Origin of the sequence: Devosia yakushimensis (assembly GCF_030159855.1) — a bacterium.
In the GTDB taxonomy this organism is placed as follows: domain Bacteria; phylum Pseudomonadota; class Alphaproteobacteria; order Rhizobiales; family Devosiaceae; genus Devosia; species Devosia yakushimensis.
The window spans coordinates 2,152,917-2,168,420 of sequence record NZ_BSNG01000001.1 but is presented as its reverse complement, the minus strand read 5'-3'; the positions used below and the strand labels follow the sequence as shown (position 1 = coordinate 2,168,420).

Below are 15,504 nucleotides of genomic sequence, written 5' to 3'. Positions count from 1 at the left end.
GGGGAGGCTAGGAGGGGGTACTCCAATCCATCAGTCTGCAAAAACCTCGGGGGAAGGTATATGAGCAGCACAACACCAGCCCGCCGTCTCCGCCTGGACCAAACCCCAGCCGAGCGCCGCTTCTGGGCCATGCTGCACACCTTCCGCCAATCCGGCTGGCATTTCCGCCGCCAAGCCCCCATCGGCCCCTATATCGTCGACTTCGCCTGCAAACGCGCCCGCCTGATCTTCGAGATCGATGGCGACAGCCATTTCTCCGACGCCGGCATCGCCGCCGATCGCATCCGCACCCAATATCTGGAAAGCCGCGGCTATCGCGTGGTCCGCTTCACCAATCATGAGGTGATGACGAGCGGGGATGGGGTGTACATCCTGGTCAGCCAGATTTTGGACAAGGCAGGGGATACCCCCTCCTAGCCTCCCCCTGACAGGGGGAGGGACCGCCTTGTGGTTAGAACTCGATCTAGCCCCAAGAGTGGAGAGATCCCTGCCCCTATCAGGGGGAGGCTAGGAGGGGGTACCCCAACAAAAACTCCCCATCCGCACCTACTCCTCATCCCCCTTAACCGCCTCCATCGACACATGCGTACTCGTATGCGCCACATGGGGCAGCGCCGAAATCTTCTCCCCCAGCACCTCGCGATAATCGGCAATATCCTTGGTCCGCACCTTGAGCAGATAGTCAAAGCTCGACGCGATCATGTGGCATTGCTCCACCTCCTTGATCGCCCGCACCGCCTTGTTGAACGCCGCCAGCGCAGCCGCCCGCGTATCGCTCAGCTTCACCTCGACAAAGGCCACATGCGGCAGCCCCAGCCGCTTGGGGTCGATCACCGCCCGATATCCCAGAATATACCCGGCCTTCTCCAGCCGCCCGATCCGCGCCTGGCACGGCGTCTTGGACAAGTTCACCCGCCGGCTCAGCTCCGCCACGCTGATCCGCCCATCCCGCGCCAACTCGTCCAGTATTTTCCGGTCCGTCTGGTCCAAAGTCTCGTATGTAACGGTTTTCATGGGCGTTTATCCTGTCTTGCGGCCAATCAATAACCTTCCTACGCCGCCAGCGCTACAAAATCAGGCGAAACGTCTATAAAACTCGTGTCATAGAGATGGTCTATCAGTAGACCTCATGGTGCGCCTGTCGAACCACGAGGTCGTGCCCAAGAGCGCCCAAATGACCGACATCGCCGCCGCCCGCCAGTCCCTCCGCGACCGCAACCTCGCCCCCGAGGCCCCCCTGGTCCGCCAGCTCATTGCCGATACCGGCCTCGATGCTGCAGCGCGGCACACCATCTCCGCCCATGCCGAGGCCCTGGTAACCACCGTCCGCACCGGCAATCGCCTCGGCCTGATGGAGAGCTTCCTCGCTGAATATGGCCTCGCCACCGACGAAGGCGTCGCCCTCATGTCGCTGGCCGAAGCCCTGCTGCGCGTGCCCGATGCCGAAACCATCGATGCCCTCATTCACGACAAGGTCGGCGGCTCCAATTGGTCGTCCCATTTCGGCGCCTCCGCCAATCAGCTGGTCAACTTCTCCTCTTGGGCCCTCAGCCTCACCGCCGACGTGCTGGGCGATCCAGAAGTCGGCCCGAAAAACGCCCTGCATCGCGCCATTGCCCGTTTGGGTGAACCCGTCATCCGCACCGCCGTCGGCCAGGCCATGCGCTTGCTCGGCAGCCAATTCGTCTTTGGCCGCACCATTGACGAAGCCATCGTCAACGCCAAAAAGCCCGAATCCATCGGCTACCGCTATTCCTATGACATGCTGGGCGAAGCCGCCCGCACCGGTGCCGACGCCGTTCGTTATTTCGACGCCTATATGTCCGCCATCAAATCCCTGGCGCCCCATTGCACCGCCGCCTCCGTGCGCGACAATCCCGGCATTTCGGTCAAACTCTCCGCGCTCCACCCCCGCTACGAGTTCGCGCAACGCTCCCGCGTCATGACCGAACTTGTTGAAGCGACTCGCCAATTGGCCCTCGCCGCCAAGGCCGCAAACATGGGCTTCAATATCGATGCCGAAGAGGCCGACCGCCTCGATCTCTCCCTCGACATCATCGCCGAAGTCCTCGCCACCCCCGAGCTGGCCGGCTGGGACGGCTTCGGCGTGGTCGTGCAGGCCTATGGCAAGCGCGTCCTGCCGCTGATCGATTGGCTCGACGCCACCGCCACGGCGCTGAACCGCCGCATCATGGTGCGCCTGGTCAAGGGCGCCTATTGGGATGCCGAAATCAAGCGCGCCCAGATCATGGGCCTGCCCGATTACCCGGTCTATACCCGCAAGGCCGCAACCGATATCAGCTACATCGCCGCCGCCAAAAAGCTCTTCACCAAGGCCTCGATCTATCCCCAATTCGCCAGCCACAATGCCCACACGGCCGCCGCCGTGCTGCATCTGGCCGCCGAGGCGGGCAGGGGCCCCGATAGCTACGAATTCCAGCGCCTGCACGGCATGGGCGAACGCCTGCACGAAGTCCTGCGCACCTCCGCCGGCACCCGCACCCGCATCTACGCCCCCGTCGGCGCCCACAAAGACCTGCTCGCCTACCTCGTTCGCCGCCTCCTCGAAAACGGCGCCAACGGCTCCTTCGTCTACCAAATCGCCGACGAAGACATCCCCGCCTCCACCGTGGCCGAAGACCCCATTGGCAAAGCCCTGGCCCTGGGCGACACCATCCCCAACCCCGCCATCCCGGCCCCCCTCGCCATCTTCGCCCCCCGCCGCAACTCCGCCGGCCTAGACCTGACCGACCCCGCCACCTTCCCCGCGATGCAAGCCGCCCGCGAAGCCTTCTTGACGCACCAGTGGCACACCACGCCCCTCATCGCCCCGCAACCACCAGCTAGTCCCTCCCCCTCTCAGGGGGAGGCTAGGAGGGGGTACTCCGATGCAGTAACCCTCACCAACCCCGCCACCCCCACCGACACAATCGGCACCGTCGCCAACGCCACCCCCACCGACGTAACCACCGCCATCACCGCCGCCACCACCTCGCCCTGGCCCCAAACCCCGGCAACCACCCGCGCCAATCTCCTGCGCGCCACCGCCGATCTCTACGAGGCCAACGCCGCCGAATTCTTCGCCCTCCTCGCCCGCGAAGCCGGCAAGTCCTGGGCTGATTCCATCGCCGAACTCCGCGAAGCCGTCGATTTCCTGCGCTATTACGCCGAACAGGCCGAGGCCCAGCCCCTGGCCGCCCCGCGCGGCCCCTTCGCCGCCATCTCGCCGTGGAATTTCCCGCTGGCCATCTTCACCGGCCAGATTGCGGCGGCTCTCGTCGCAGGCAATCCTGTCCTCGCCAAGCCCGCCCCGCAGACCCCGCTCATCGCCCACCGCGCCATCTGTCTGATGCACGAGGCCGGCATTCCGCGTGACGCCATCCAACTCCTCCCCGGCGCTGGCGAAGTGGGCACCGCGCTCACCTCCGACGCCCGCATTGCCGGCGTCGCCTTCACCGGCTCCCTCCCCACCGCCCGCCGTATCGATCGCGCCATGGCGGCAAACCTTGCCCCCGACGCCCCGCTGATCGCCGAAACCGGCGGCCTCAACGCCATGATCGTGGATTCCACCGCGCTGCCCGAACAGGCCGTGCGCGATGTCCTCGCCTCCGCCTTCCAGTCCGCCGGCCAGCGCTGCTCGGCCCTGCGCATCCTCTATGTTCAGGAAGACGTTGCCGACCGCACCATTGAAATGCTCACCGGCGCCATGGACGAACTCACCCTGGGCAATCCCTGGGACCTCGCCAACGATATCGGCCCCGTCATCGACGAAGCCGCCCGCACAAAAATCGAAAACCATGTCGCTGCCTTCACCAAGGCCGGCAAGTTGATTCATCGCTTGAATGCGCCGGGGCAGGGCACTTTCGTTCCCCCCACCGTCCTGCGCGTCACCGGCATCGCGGACATTCCCGAAGAAATCTTCGGCCCGATCCTCCATGTCGCGACCTTCAAGGCCGACGATATCGATGCCGTCATCGCCGCCATCAATGGCTCCGGCTATGGCCTCACCTTCGGCATGCACACCCGCATTTCCTCGCGCGTCCGCGCCGTCTCGGCCCAGGTTCACGCCGGCAATATCTATATCAACCGCAACCAAATCGGCGCCGTCGTCGGCTCCCAGCCCTTTGGCGGCGAGGGCCTGTCCGGCACCGGCCCCAAAGCCGGCGGCCCCCACTATCTGCCGCGCTTCACGAAAGGGTACGCGGATTTGCAATCCGCTGCGCTCCCGCTCCCCGGCCCAACCGGCGAAAGCAACACGCTCACCGTAGCCCCCCGCGGCACACTTCTCTGCCTCGGCCCCAGTGAAGCCGACTACGCCGCCCAGCGCCAGATGGCCGAAGCCACCGGCTGCATCGCCCTTTCCTCCGAACTAGACCTCGACGCCCTGGCCCACGCCACAACCTTCCATTCTATCGCCTATTTCGGCTCCGACCCCAACCTGCACGCGATCCGCATCGCCCTCAGCGCCCGCGACGGCGCCCTCCTGCCGCTGCTCACCTCGGCCGACGACTCCGCCCGCCTGCAACTCGAACGCCACATCTGCATCGACACCACCGCCGCCGGCGGCAATGCCAGCCTGATGGCATCGGCGGGGTAAGGCATACTCGGAGCCAACCCTCTCCCCTTGAGGGAGAGGGACAGACCATTCTGCGTTCAGCAGAATGGTCAGGGTGAGGGGTTCTGCGCCCTCCCATGCTTCGATCCCGCTCCCCCACAATGTCATTCCCGCGAAAGCGGGAACCTCCGTTTTCTTCTCTTCCATCCCGAAACAGAGGTCCCCGCTTTCGCGGGGATGACACCGTGGGTTTGACGGGCACACAGCACAAAAAACGCCCCCGGAGTTCCCTCCCAGGGTGCGAACTTACATCGCGACCAGAAACCTACCCCTTAGCCGCCACCATAGCCGCCAGCTTCGCCGGCACCGCCACATACCGCCGGATCAGCTCCACCCGCTCAGCCGTATAATACCCCGCCACATCCAGCATATTGAGCGTGCCCACCAGCTCCCCGCCCAAAATCACTGGCATGTTGACCACGGATTCACACCCCAGCGACTGGATCAGCGGATAATCCGGAAACACCTCGGCAATCGCCTCGATCGAGTTGGCGATGAAATATTGCCGCGCCTTATGCACCGTGTCGAACCAGTGGTCGTAATGCAGGGGCTTGGTCCCCGAGGTCGGGTAATTCGCCGCGTCGCTGGTATAGACCCGGCGCGACAGCTCGTTTGTCATGTCCACAGTCATGTAGGTGAACAGCTTTGCCCCCACAATCTCCTGCGTCAGCGTCTGCAGCGCCTTGAACGCCTGCTCAGCGCCCTTCGTCTCGGCAATCTCGGCATCAAACCGCGCCACAGCTGCAAAATAGTCAGTCATTCTTTTGGTCCTTGGATCGAAAATTCAACAGGCGAATTACATGCCGCCCCGTCCACCGGGCAGTCCCTCCCCCTATCAGGGGGAGGCTAGGAGGGGGTAACGAGAGCCCCGCTATCCGGCGCCCATCCCCTCATAAACCCTCCCACAAGGGGAGGGCGCAGATCACTCAGCAGCCCGGTTCGCCCCCTCCGTCGCCGCCAGCAATTCCCTGGAATAGGCCTCCACCAGCTGCCCATGCTTGAGCTGCTCCACATCGGCCACTTCCACGATTCCCCCATGCCGCATCACGGCCAGCCGGTCGCACAGAAAGCTCACCACCGGCAGATTGTGCGTCACCAGCAGATAAGTCAGCCCCTGTTCCCGCCGCAGGCGCTTGAGCAGATTCAAAATCTCCGCCTGCACGCTCACATCCAGCGCCGAAGTCGGCTCATCCAGCAGCAACACCTTGGGCTCCAGCATCAGCGCCCGGGCAATCGCCACGCGCTGCCGCTGCCCGCCCGAAAGCTGGTGCGGAAAGCGGAACCGGAAGCGCTGATCCAGCCCCACCGCCTTCAGCATCGCCTCCACGCGTTCGCCCCGATTGCCCAGGCCATGAATGGCCAGCGGCTCGCTTAGCGCCGAGTCGATGGTCTTGCGCGGATGCAGCGATCCATAGGGGTCCTGAAACACCATCTGGCATTGCCGCGCCACCGCGCGATCCACCCCATGGCTGCGCGCCCGCCCCAGCACGGAGATGTCCCCCGTCCAGTCCGGCGCCAGCCCCGCAATGGCCCGCAAAATGGTCGATTTGCCCGACCCGCTCTCGCCCACCAGCGCAAAGCTCTCGCCTTCCGCAATGGTCAGGTTCACCCCATGCACCACCTTGGTGTCGCCATAGGAAATATCGAGATTTTTGAGGTCTATCGCGTTCATGTGCCCGCCCATTGTGTCCGGTCGAGCACCGGCAATTCGTCCCGGCTTTCATTGATGGTCGGCATCGCCGCCAGCAGCCCTCGCGTATAGGGATGCTTGGCATTGGCCAGCTCCCCCGCCGCGCATTCTTCCACCACCACGCCCGAATTCATCACCAGAATCCGGTCGCAATAGCGGCTGACCAGGTTGAGATCATGGCTGATCAGGATCAGCCCCATCCCCTTGCGCGTCACGAGGTCATCGATGATATCGAGCACCTGCGCCTGCACGCTCACATCCAGCGCCGAAGTCGGCTCGTCCGCAATCAGCAGTTCCGGCTCGGGGATCAGCATCATGGCGATCATGATGCGCTGCCCCATGCCGCCCGAAACCTCATGCGGATAAAGCTTGGCCACCCGCTGCGGGTCATTGATCCGCACCGCCTCAAGCATGGAAATGATCCGCGCCTCGATTTCGCGCCGCGGCAGCTTCTGATGCGTCACCAGCGCCTCGGCGATCTGCTCGCCCACCGTCATCACCGGGTTCAGCGAATATTTGGGGTCCTGCATCACCATGGAAATGCGCGCCCCACGCACCGACCGCATCTGCTTTTCGCTCTGCGCGGTCAGGTCGATCCCTTCGAATTCGAGCTTGTCGGCCGTCACCAGCCCCGGCTTGCGGATCAGCTTGAGGATCGCCCGGCCCGTCATCGACTTGCCCGATCCACTCTCCCCCACAATCCCCAGCCGCTCGCGCCCCAGCGCAAACGAAATACCCTTGACCACCTCCACCCGCCCGCGATGGGTGGGGAAGCTGACCCGCAGATTTTCAACCTTCAGGAGCGTGCTCATAAGCCCAACTCCCCAGCGCTTCCGACAACCACCGCATCTCCCTCGGGCTTGACCCGAGGGCCATTCTCAGCCCGGCACGCGCGACGAGCGATCCTCGGGTCAAGCCCGAGGAAGGCGCCGGTGGTTGTGGTGAAGTCATGCGAAAAAACCATCACTTGCCCTCGCTTTTCGGGTCAAGCACATCGCGCAGGCCATCGCCCAGGAAACAGAACCCCAGGCTCACAATGATGATGGCAAAGCCCGGCATGGTCGCCACCCACCATTGATCCAGAATAAACGTACGCCCGCGCGAAATCATCGCGCCCCATTCCGGCAATGGCGGCTGCGCCCCCAGCCCGATAAAGCCCAGGCCCGCCGCAGTCAGGATCACCCCGGCCATATCCAGCGTCACCCGAATGATCATCGAAGAGGTACAGAGCGGCAGAATATGCTGCACGATCACTCGCAGCGGCGACGCGCCCTGCAATTGCACCGCAGCAATGAATTCTGAATGCCTTATCGTCAGCGTCTCCGCCCGCGCAATACGCGCATAGGCCGGCCACGAGGTAATCGCGATGGCGATAATGGCATTATTGATGCCCGGCCCCAGCGCCGCCACGAATGCCAGCGCCAGGATCAGCTTGGGCATGGACAAAAAGATATCCGTGAACCCCATCAGAATGCGATCCACCCAACCCCCGAAATAGCCCGATACCGCCCCTACCAATAGCCCCAGCGGCGCCGAAATCAGCGCCACCAGCCCCACAATAACAAGCGTAATCTGGCTGCCCCAGATCACCCGCGAAAAGATATCGCGGCCCAATTCATCCGTGCCCATCCAGTGCGCTGATGACGGTGCCGCCAGCCGGTTCGCCAAATCCTGCCCGGTGGCAGAGTAGGGGGCCAGCCAAGGCGCAAATATCGCCGTCAGCACCAGCACCAGGATAATCACCCCGCCCACCACCGACAGCGGATTGCGCAGCAACGCCGTAAACACCCTATACGCCCGCCCGGCATTTGCCTGCCAGCGCGAGGAGGGAGAATCTTCAAGCAGCCAGTCACGTGTCGTCATCACCGTGCCCTCGGATCCAGCACCCGGTACAAAACGTCCGAGACCTTGTTGATGAAAATGAACACCGCCCCGATCACCAGCGTTGCGCCGAGCACCGCGTTCATGTCCGCATTGAGCAGCGCCGTGGTTAGGTAATTGCCGATGCCCGGCCAGGAGAACACCGTCTCGATCATCACCGAGCCCTCCAGCAGCGCCGCATAGCTCAGTGCAATCACCGTGATCAGCGGCACCCTGATCGGGTTGAACGCATGCCGCCAGATCACCACCCGCTCCGGCACGCCCTTGACGCGCGCCGTGGTGACGAATTCCTGGCTCAACTGGTCCAGCATGAAGCTGCGCGTCATCCGCGCAATATAGGCCAGGCTAAAGAACCCCAGCACCGAAGCAGGCAGGATCAAGTGATTGACCGCATTCCAGAAAATGTCGATGTCACCTGCGATTAGGCTATCGATCAGTAACAGTCCGGTTGCCGGTGGCACCAGGCCATCGTAGAAAATATCCAGTCGCCCCGGCCCGCCAACCCAGCGCAGCCGCGCGTAAAACAGCGCCAGCCCCACCAGCCCCAGCCAGAAGGCCGGCACCGAATAGCCCAGCAGCCCCACCACGCGGATAATCTGGTCCAACCAACTGCCCTGCCGGCTCGCCGCGATGACGCCGAGCGGCACGCCCATGGCCACCCCGATCAGAATGCCGATCGTCGCCATTTCCAGCGTGGCCGGGAAAAACCGGCTGATATCGGCAATCACCGGCCGCCCGGTCGATACCGACATGCCGAAATTGCCGCTCAGCACATTGCCCACATATTGCACGAACTGCACATAAAGCGGCTGGTCCAGCCCCATGGACACCCGCGCCGCGTCATAAACCGCCTTGCTCGCCCGGTCGCCCACCACAGCCAGCACCGGATCGATCGGGATCACCCGTCCGATGAAGAAGGTGATCGCCAGCAGCCCCAAAAAAGTGAGGAAAATCGTGACGACAAAGCTGGCCACCGCCTGTGCCCGCCGCCCCCAGCGCTTGCCCGCACCAATATCGGGGCTAGGGGAGGGTGGTGCTGTCCCGATCTGCGGCTCCATGCTCAAGCGTCAAATTCCTCCAAGAAAAACAATACAATAGGTCCGCAAGCGGATTCTCTTGCAGACTGTGAAGGGCTTCACATTTCGCTTTCACCATACAGAAAACTTTGCTTATATCAAAAAAATTATGGTGGAGACGGATGGCAGGAACCGCGCTGGCCAAGACTGAAATGGACGGGCACCCCAAGGTGGGCTCGCTCATTCGCGCCCGTCGCCGCCAGCAGCAGCTGACCCTGCAAGAGCTTGGCGCCGCCGCCGAAGTCTCGGTCGGCTATCTGAGCCAAGTCGAGCGCGATCACTCGACGCCTTCCCTGGGCACCCTGGCACAAATCGCCCGTGCCTTGGGCGTCGGCATCGATTATTTCGTCTCCGCCCCCAGCGCCGATAATGCCCTCACCCGCGCCGCCGAGCGCAACCGCTTTTCGGTCGATGGCTCCTCCATCGTCTATGAGCGCTTGGGCGCCGATTTCCCCGGCAATATGCTCTCCAGCTTCATCATGACGGTGCCGCCCGGCTACCGTTCCGAAACCGTGGCGCATGAGGGCGAGGAAATCCTCTATGTGCTCGAAGGCTCCATCACCCAGCGCCTCGAAGGCGAGGAAATGCTGATGAGCGCCGGCGATAGCCTGCATTTTCGCGGCAACCGCCCCCATTCCTGGTCCAACCACACCGACCAGCCCGCGCGCCTGCTCTGGACCGGCACGCTCACCCTCTTCCGCTCGACGGCAAAGCCTTCCCGCCAGCCACCGGCGAAGCCGAAAACCGGCAAATCCAAGCCGGTGAAACAAAAGAAATTGGTCAAATAATAACAGGAGAAACGCTGATGAAACTGCTGACAGCAGCCTTACTTGCTACTGCGCTGACGCTGCCGCTGGCCGGCACCGCTGCCTTCGCTGCCACCCCGGCCGACGCTCTCGTCGTCGCCCAGAATATCGACGATATCGTCGCTATCGATCCGGCCCAGGCCTATGAATTCACCTCGGGCGAACTCAATACCAATCTCTATGATCGCCTCGTGCAATACGACGCCGAGGACACCACCGTTCTGGCGCCGGGCCTGGCCACCGAATGGGTTGCTGACGACGCTGCCAAGACCATCACCTTCACCCTGCGCGATGGCGTCACCTTCTCTTCGGGCAATCCCGTTCGCCCTGAAGACGTGGTGTTCTCCTTCTCCCGCGTTATCAAGCTGAACAAGACCCCGGCCTTCATCCTGGCCCAGCTCGGCTGGACCCCGGAAAACGTGGCCGACATGGTCACCGTGGCCGATGGCAAGCTCGTCGTGAAGTATGACGGCAATTTCTCCTCCGCCTTCGTGCTCAACGTGCTGGCCGCCCGTCCGGCGTCGGTCGTTGATGAAGTCACCGTCATGGCCAATGAGGTCGATGGCGATTTCGGCAATGCCTGGCTCAACACCAATTCGGCCGGTTCCGGCCCCTTCGTGCTGGCCGATTATCGCCCCGCCGAAATCATCCGCCTCACCGCCAATGCCAATTACTTCAAGGGCGCCCCGGCCATGAAGACGGTGATCATCCGTCACGTTGCCGAAGCCGCCACCCAGCAGCTGCTGCTGACCTCGGGTGACGTCGATATCGCCAAGAACCTCACCCCCGACCAGATCGGCAGCCTGCCTGCCGATAGCGTCAAGGTCGAGACCTTCCCCCAGGCGGCCGTCCACTTCCTCTCCTTCAACCAGAAGGACGAAGCTCTGACCCCGCCAGCCGTGTGGGAAGCCGCCCGTTATCTTGTCGATTACGACGGCATGACCCAGTCCTTCCTCAAGGGCCAGATGGAAAAGCACCAGGCCTTCTGGCCCAAGGGCTTCCCCGGCTCCTATGACGAAACGCCCTATGGCCTGGACGTTGAAAAGGCCAAGCAGATCCTGGCCGATGCGGGTGTCGCCACCCCCATCACCGTGACGCTGGACGTGATCAACTCGACTCCGTTCACCGACATTGCCCAATCCCTGCAGGCCAGCTTCGCCGAAGCCGGCATCAATTTCGAAATCCTGCCCGGCACCGGCGCCCAGGTCATCACCAAATACCGTGAACGTACCCACCAGGCCATGCTGCTCTATTGGGGCCCCGATTTCATGGACCCCCATTCCAACGCCAAGGCCTTCGCCTACAACTCGAACAATGCCGACGACGCCTATGCCGCCACCACCACCTGGCGCAACGCCTGGGCGGTCCCCCAGGCCATGAATGACGAAGTCAACGCCGCTCTCGCCGAACCGGACCAGACCAAGCGCAACGAGCTCTATGTCGACCTGCAGAAGCAGGTGCAGGAGACCTCGCCTATCGTCATCATGTTCCAAGCCACCTACCAGGTCGCCATGGGTGCCAATGTCAACGGCTACGTGAACGGCGCCACCTCCGACTTCGTCTACTACCGCCTCGTAACGAAGTAAAAATCCGCAACGGCGCTGCCATGCCGCTTGCCCGGGAGCCGAGCCCCCAAGCCCGGCTCCCAAGTATCCAACCATGATGTCATTCCCGCGAAAGCGGGAACCCTCCGTTTCCTTCTTGAAAATTCAAACAGAGGTCCCCGCTTTCGCTGGGATGACACCGAGGGAGGTACGAGTTCTACACAGTGCCATCAGTCGTCCACCCTCCCCCTTGTGGGCTTCGAACCGTCCCGCAGGGCAAATCGCTCCAGTGGAGCGATTTGAGGAGAGAAGGCCATGAGAGCTATGCTCGAATGGCAAGGAAGCGAGATAGGACTTAGCTTCAGCTAAGTCCGTTGAATCGAGCAGGGTGGGGGTATGCTTCCGCATACTCAACACCCCGGATACCCCCTCCTAGCCTCCCCCTGATAGGGGAGGGATCTCTCCACTCTTGGGACCAAATCGCGTCACAAGCACAGGGCGGTCCCTCCCCCTATCAGGGGGAGGCTAGGAGGGGGTACCCCCACAAAAAACCCAACCAACCGAGCCCAGCATGACCCCCATCCTAACCACCCGCATGGCCAATCTCCGCGCCCGCATGGCCGCCACCAATACCGACCTCGTCGCCATCGGCCCCTCCAGCCACATGCTCTACCTGGCCGATCTCTCCCCCCACGGCGACGAGCGCCCCGTCCTCCTGCTGATCTCGGCCACCTTCGCCGGCTTCCTCATGCCCGCGCTCAATGTCGACAGCGCCCGCCAGCACACCGATCTGCCCTTCTTCCCCTGGACCGACGCCGACGGCCCCAGCGCCGCGCTTGAAGACCTGCTCACCGCCACCGGCATCACCCGCACTGCGCCCTCGATCGTCCTCGACGAAACCATGCGCACCGATTTCGCCCTGCTGCTGCTCGACGCGCTCCCCGGCGCCACCAGACGCTTCACCCAGGACACAGTCGGCTACCTCCGCTCCCGCAAGGACGAGGCCGAATATGTCGCCCTCAAGAAGTCAGCCGTCCTCAACGACGCCGCCATGGCCGCCGGCTTCGCCGCCCTCAAGCCCGGCATCACCGAGCGCGAAATCGCCAGCACTATCCGCGATTTCTACAAGGCCAATGGCGCCATCCCCGAATTCACCAGCGTCTGCTTTGGTCCCAACGGCGCCTTCCCCCATCACCACACCGGGGAAACCCAGCTCAAGGACGGTGACGCTGTCCTCATCGACATTGGCGGCCGCATCTATGGCTACCCCTCCGACATGACCCGCGTCGGCTTCTACGGTTCCGCCCCTGAAGGCTTCGGCCAGATCCACTCCATTCTCGATCACGCCGTCACCGCCGCCATTGCCGCCGCCAAGCCCGGCGTCAAAGCCAGCGAAATCGACAAAGCCGCCCGCGACGTCATCACATCAGCCGGCTACGGCCCTAATTTCCTCCACCGCACCGGCCATGGCCTGGGCATCGATATCCACGAAACGCCCTACATCACCGCCACCAGCGAGACGGTGCTGGAAGAAGGCATGGTCTTTTCCATCGAGCCCGGCATTTACCTGCAAGGCCAATTCGGCCTGCGCCTCGAGGAAATCGTCATCATCCGCAACGGCGCCGCCGAAATCCTCTCCGACATGCCCCGTTCAGCTGTGGCGGCGGGCTAGAAAGAATACCCCCACCTAACCTCCCCCTGAAAAGGGGAGGGAGAGTCTGGTGGGTGAAACGCGATCTAGCTACACACGCCGGCAGATCCCTCCCCCTATCAGGGGGAGGCTAGGAGGGGGTATCCCCACAAAAGAGTCATCTTCGATGCCCCCAATCCTCACCACCGAACGCCTCATCCTGCGCGCCCACACCGCCGCTGACTTCCCCGGTTGCTACACGCTCTGGTCCGATCCAGACGTCACCCGCTTCATCGGCGGCCGCCCCAGCACGCCCGAAGAAGTCTGGTCCCGCATCCTGCGCTATATCGGCCATTGGCAAGTGCTCGATTACGGCTATTTCGTCATCACCGACCGCGAGTCTGGCACCATCATTGGCGAGGTCGGCCTGGCCGACTTCCACCGCGACTGCGACCCGCCGATCGACGCCCCCGAAGCCGGCTGGGTCCTATTGCCCCAGTACCAAGGCCGCGGCCTCGCGCGCGAAGCCCTCACCGCTCTACTCACCTGGGCCGACCAGACCATGCCCCGCACAGTCTGCATGATCGACCCAGACAACGCCCCGTCGCTGAAACTAGCCACCGCGCTCGGCTACACCGAATATGCCCGCCCAACCTATAAGGGCGAACCGACGACTTTGCTGGAGCGGATGGTGCGGAATACCCCCGCCTAACCTCCCGCTGATAGGGGGAGGAATCTCTCCACTCTTGGAACGCGATCGAGTCCCAGCCACAAGGCGGTCCCTCCCCCTATCAGGGGGAGGCTAGGAGGGGGTACTCCGATGCCAAAACCTACGCCAACACCTCCGCACCCACAGGCACATCCCGCTCAAACCCCAACACCCCATCCACCACGCGCAACACCCCCTGATGCACCGCCGTCCGCCGCGCCGCCACATCCGGCGGCCCTGCCGTCTGGCTGGCCTCGTCCCATTCGGGATGGGTGAAATAATACATCACGGCCCGGTCCCCCACGATCACCACATCGGCATGCCGCGCAAACCGCCGGTCCATCGCATCGACACCGGGTTCCCCCGCAACAATGCCCTGCCGCGCCCAGCTCCTGGTGTCATCCGAGCGATACACTGCCTGCCCACGCCACTCGTCCACGATCAGCCAATAATATCCGCCCAGCGCGAACACATTGGGCCCCTCATGCGGCGGCGCATCCGGCGAGCCGGCCAGCACCTGCCCCTCCAGCGTCCAATCGAACATATCCGTGCTCGTCGCGCTCCAGGTGCTCGATCCCTGGCCCTCGTCCTTATACCAAAGCCGCCACAGCCCATCGGGGCTCTTGAATACACAGGCATCGATCACATTGGCGCTCGACAGCGCCAGCGGCCCCACCCGCGTCCAGCTTTCCAGGTCCGGGCTGGTGAAATGAGTAATGGTCCGCGGCACACCCCAATGGTCGGGAATCCCGCTGATATAGCTGAGAAACATGTGATACTGCCCCTCGGCAAAGATCACCTCCGGCGCCCAATGCGTATTGCCGCCCGGCACGTCACCGGGCGCATCCAGCCCCTGAACCGTCCCCCGATACTCCCAGCTCGCCCCATCATCCCGGCTCACCGCCACCCCGATAGGCGAGCCATGGATCCAGGTAAATTTCGGCCCCTCCACCCCCGGCCGCCGATTGGTGTAAAACATCCACCACTCATTCGTGCCCTCCTTGCGGATCACCGTCGGATCAGCCGCGCCATCCTCAATCGGATCGCGGAACACAGGTGCAGACATGTTTTGAACTCCTCAGAAAATATCACGGTGATCCCAGACCGCGCCCCACCCCCGGAGCCCTCCCTCGCCCCTTGAGGGAGAGGGACAGTAATTTCTTCGTTCAGAAGAAATTACAGGGTGAGGGGTTCTGCGCCCGCCCATGCTTCAATGCCTGCTGCGGTAGACCCTTCATCCCAACCGAATTCGCAAACGCGAATTCGGTGACCCTTCGGGCACCTTCTCCCTCAAGGAGAGAAGGGAAAAAGCACCGCCGCCTTTGGCCCACCCACAATGTCATTCCCGCGAAAGCGGGAACCTCCGTTTGCAAGATCGTGGCTCCCACCACCCCCTCCCAGCCTCCCCCATCAAAGGGGGAGGTGCCGCCCTGTGAATGTGGCAACATGTTGCCCAGAACTCGATGTCACCCTCCCCTTGATGGGGAGGGCCAGGGAGGGGTGGCGAGAGCCACGATTTCCGACCCTCACCCACCAACCAGCTGCGCCCTTAG

At 63.1% G+C, this 15,504-nt stretch carries 13 protein-coding genes; 6 read left to right on the top strand and 7 right to left on the bottom strand.

What is annotated here, in order from left to right; translation table 11 throughout:
• Nucleotides 1-60 precede the first annotated feature (60 nt).
• The gene (locus QQL79_RS10575) at nucleotides 61-417 is read left to right on the top strand and encodes an endonuclease domain-containing protein (RefSeq protein WP_284390569.1); all 357 of its coding nucleotides are present in this window, start codon (nucleotides 61-63) and stop codon (nucleotides 415-417) included.
• A 129-nt stretch (nucleotides 418-546) separates the two neighbouring features.
• On the opposite strand, the gene QQL79_RS10570 is transcribed toward QQL79_RS10575, so the two are convergent.
• Nucleotides 547-1,014, bottom strand: a complete 468-nt coding sequence (locus QQL79_RS10570) for an Lrp/AsnC family transcriptional regulator (protein WP_113123142.1) — start codon at nucleotides 1,012-1,014, stop codon at nucleotides 547-549.
• Nucleotides 1,015-1,174: 160 nt separating this feature from the next.
• On the opposite strand from QQL79_RS10570, the gene putA reads away from it, so the two are divergent.
• Nucleotides 1,175-4,597, top strand: a complete 3,423-nt coding sequence (gene putA, locus QQL79_RS10565) for a bifunctional proline dehydrogenase/L-glutamate gamma-semialdehyde dehydrogenase PutA (protein WP_284390563.1) — start codon at nucleotides 1,175-1,177, stop codon at nucleotides 4,595-4,597.
• A gap of 283 nt (nucleotides 4,598-4,880) precedes the next feature.
• On the opposite strand, the gene QQL79_RS10560 is transcribed toward putA, so the two are convergent.
• The 5 genes from QQL79_RS10560 to QQL79_RS10540 all read right to left on the bottom strand — a co-directional run bounded on the left by QQL79_RS10560 (nucleotide 4,881) and on the right by QQL79_RS10540 (nucleotide 9,244).
• The gene (locus QQL79_RS10560) at nucleotides 4,881-5,375 is read right to left on the bottom strand and encodes a GAF domain-containing protein (RefSeq protein ID WP_284390561.1); all 495 of its coding nucleotides are present in this window, start codon (nucleotides 5,373-5,375) and stop codon (nucleotides 4,881-4,883) included.
• 162 nt (nucleotides 5,376-5,537) lie between these two features.
• Nucleotides 5,538-6,287 carry an ABC transporter ATP-binding protein gene (locus tag QQL79_RS10555; RefSeq protein WP_284390559.1) on the bottom strand — a complete coding sequence of 250 codons (750 nt, stop codon included), beginning with the start codon at nucleotides 6,285-6,287 and terminating at the stop codon, nucleotides 5,538-5,540.
• Complete coding sequence (locus QQL79_RS10550; protein WP_284390557.1) at nucleotides 6,284-7,117, bottom strand: ABC transporter ATP-binding protein; 834 nt, start codon at nucleotides 7,115-7,117, stop codon at nucleotides 6,284-6,286. The genes QQL79_RS10555 and QQL79_RS10550 overlap by 4 nt, the downstream gene beginning before the upstream one ends.
• A gap of 151 nt (nucleotides 7,118-7,268) precedes the next feature.
• Nucleotides 7,269-8,168: an ABC transporter permease gene (locus QQL79_RS10545; protein ID WP_284390555.1), complete on the bottom strand. Its 900-nt coding sequence runs from the start codon at nucleotides 8,166-8,168 to the stop codon at nucleotides 7,269-7,271.
• Nucleotides 8,168-9,244 (bottom strand): ABC transporter permease, encoded by a 1,077-nt coding sequence (locus QQL79_RS10540; protein ID WP_284392866.1) that lies wholly within the window; start codon nucleotides 9,242-9,244, stop codon nucleotides 8,168-8,170. The genes QQL79_RS10545 and QQL79_RS10540 overlap by 1 nt, the downstream gene beginning before the upstream one ends.
• Nucleotides 9,245-9,384: 140 nt before the next feature.
• Here QQL79_RS10540 and QQL79_RS10535 point away from each other — a divergent pair, with 140 nt between their 5' ends.
• From QQL79_RS10535 to QQL79_RS10520, 4 genes are all read left to right on the top strand, one after another.
• The gene (locus tag QQL79_RS10535) at nucleotides 9,385-10,050 is read left to right on the top strand and encodes a helix-turn-helix domain-containing protein (RefSeq protein WP_284390554.1); all 666 of its coding nucleotides are present in this window, start codon (nucleotides 9,385-9,387) and stop codon (nucleotides 10,048-10,050) included.
• Nucleotides 10,051-10,067: 17 nt separating this feature from the next.
• On the top strand, nucleotides 10,068-11,654 hold the full coding sequence (locus QQL79_RS10530; RefSeq protein ID WP_284390553.1) for an ABC transporter substrate-binding protein: 1,587 nt from the start codon (nucleotides 10,068-10,070) through the stop codon (nucleotides 11,652-11,654).
• 529 nt (nucleotides 11,655-12,183) lie between these two features.
• Nucleotides 12,184-13,284, top strand: a complete 1,101-nt coding sequence (locus QQL79_RS10525) for a M24 family metallopeptidase (protein ID WP_284390552.1) — start codon at nucleotides 12,184-12,186, stop codon at nucleotides 13,282-13,284.
• Nucleotides 13,285-13,429: 145 nt separating this feature from the next.
• Nucleotides 13,430-13,954, top strand: coding sequence for a GNAT family N-acetyltransferase (locus QQL79_RS10520; RefSeq protein WP_284390550.1), 525 nt, complete (start codon nucleotides 13,430-13,432; stop codon nucleotides 13,952-13,954).
• Between the two features lie 118 nt (nucleotides 13,955-14,072).
• Here the strand turns inward: QQL79_RS10520 and QQL79_RS10515 are convergent, their stop codons facing one another.
• Entirely contained in the window at nucleotides 14,073-15,017 is a 945-nt protein-coding gene (locus QQL79_RS10515; protein WP_284390548.1) for a family 43 glycosylhydrolase, read from the bottom strand.
• Nucleotides 15,018-15,504: the final 487 nt, after the last annotated feature.

Coding starts and splice junctions, on each gene's coding strand:
- QQL79_RS10575 (WP_284390569.1), top strand. CDS start 61: ATGAGCAGCACAACACCAGCCCGCCGTCTCCGCCTGGACCAAACCCCA.
- QQL79_RS10570 (WP_113123142.1), bottom strand. CDS start 1,014: ATGAAAACCGTTACATACGAGACTTTGGACCAGACGGACCGGAAAATA.
- putA (WP_284390563.1), top strand. CDS start 1,175: ATGACCGACATCGCCGCCGCCCGCCAGTCCCTCCGCGACCGCAACCTC.
- QQL79_RS10560 (WP_284390561.1), bottom strand. CDS start 5,375: ATGACTGACTATTTTGCAGCTGTGGCGCGGTTTGATGCCGAGATTGCC.
- QQL79_RS10555 (WP_284390559.1), bottom strand. CDS start 6,287: ATGAACGCGATAGACCTCAAAAATCTCGATATTTCCTATGGCGACACC.
- QQL79_RS10550 (WP_284390557.1), bottom strand. CDS start 7,117: ATGAGCACGCTCCTGAAGGTTGAAAATCTGCGGGTCAGCTTCCCCACC.
- QQL79_RS10545 (WP_284390555.1), bottom strand. CDS start 8,168: ATGACGACACGTGACTGGCTGCTTGAAGATTCTCCCTCCTCGCGCTGG.
- QQL79_RS10540 (WP_284392866.1), bottom strand. CDS start 9,244: ATGGAGCCGCAGATCGGGACAGCACCACCCTCCCCTAGCCCCGATATT.
- QQL79_RS10535 (WP_284390554.1), top strand. CDS start 9,385: ATGGCAGGAACCGCGCTGGCCAAGACTGAAATGGACGGGCACCCCAAG.
- QQL79_RS10530 (WP_284390553.1), top strand. CDS start 10,068: ATGAAACTGCTGACAGCAGCCTTACTTGCTACTGCGCTGACGCTGCCG.
- QQL79_RS10525 (WP_284390552.1), top strand. CDS start 12,184: ATGACCCCCATCCTAACCACCCGCATGGCCAATCTCCGCGCCCGCATG.
- QQL79_RS10520 (WP_284390550.1), top strand. CDS start 13,430: ATGCCCCCAATCCTCACCACCGAACGCCTCATCCTGCGCGCCCACACC.
- QQL79_RS10515 (WP_284390548.1), bottom strand. CDS start 15,017: ATGTCTGCACCTGTGTTCCGCGATCCGATTGAGGATGGCGCGGCTGAT.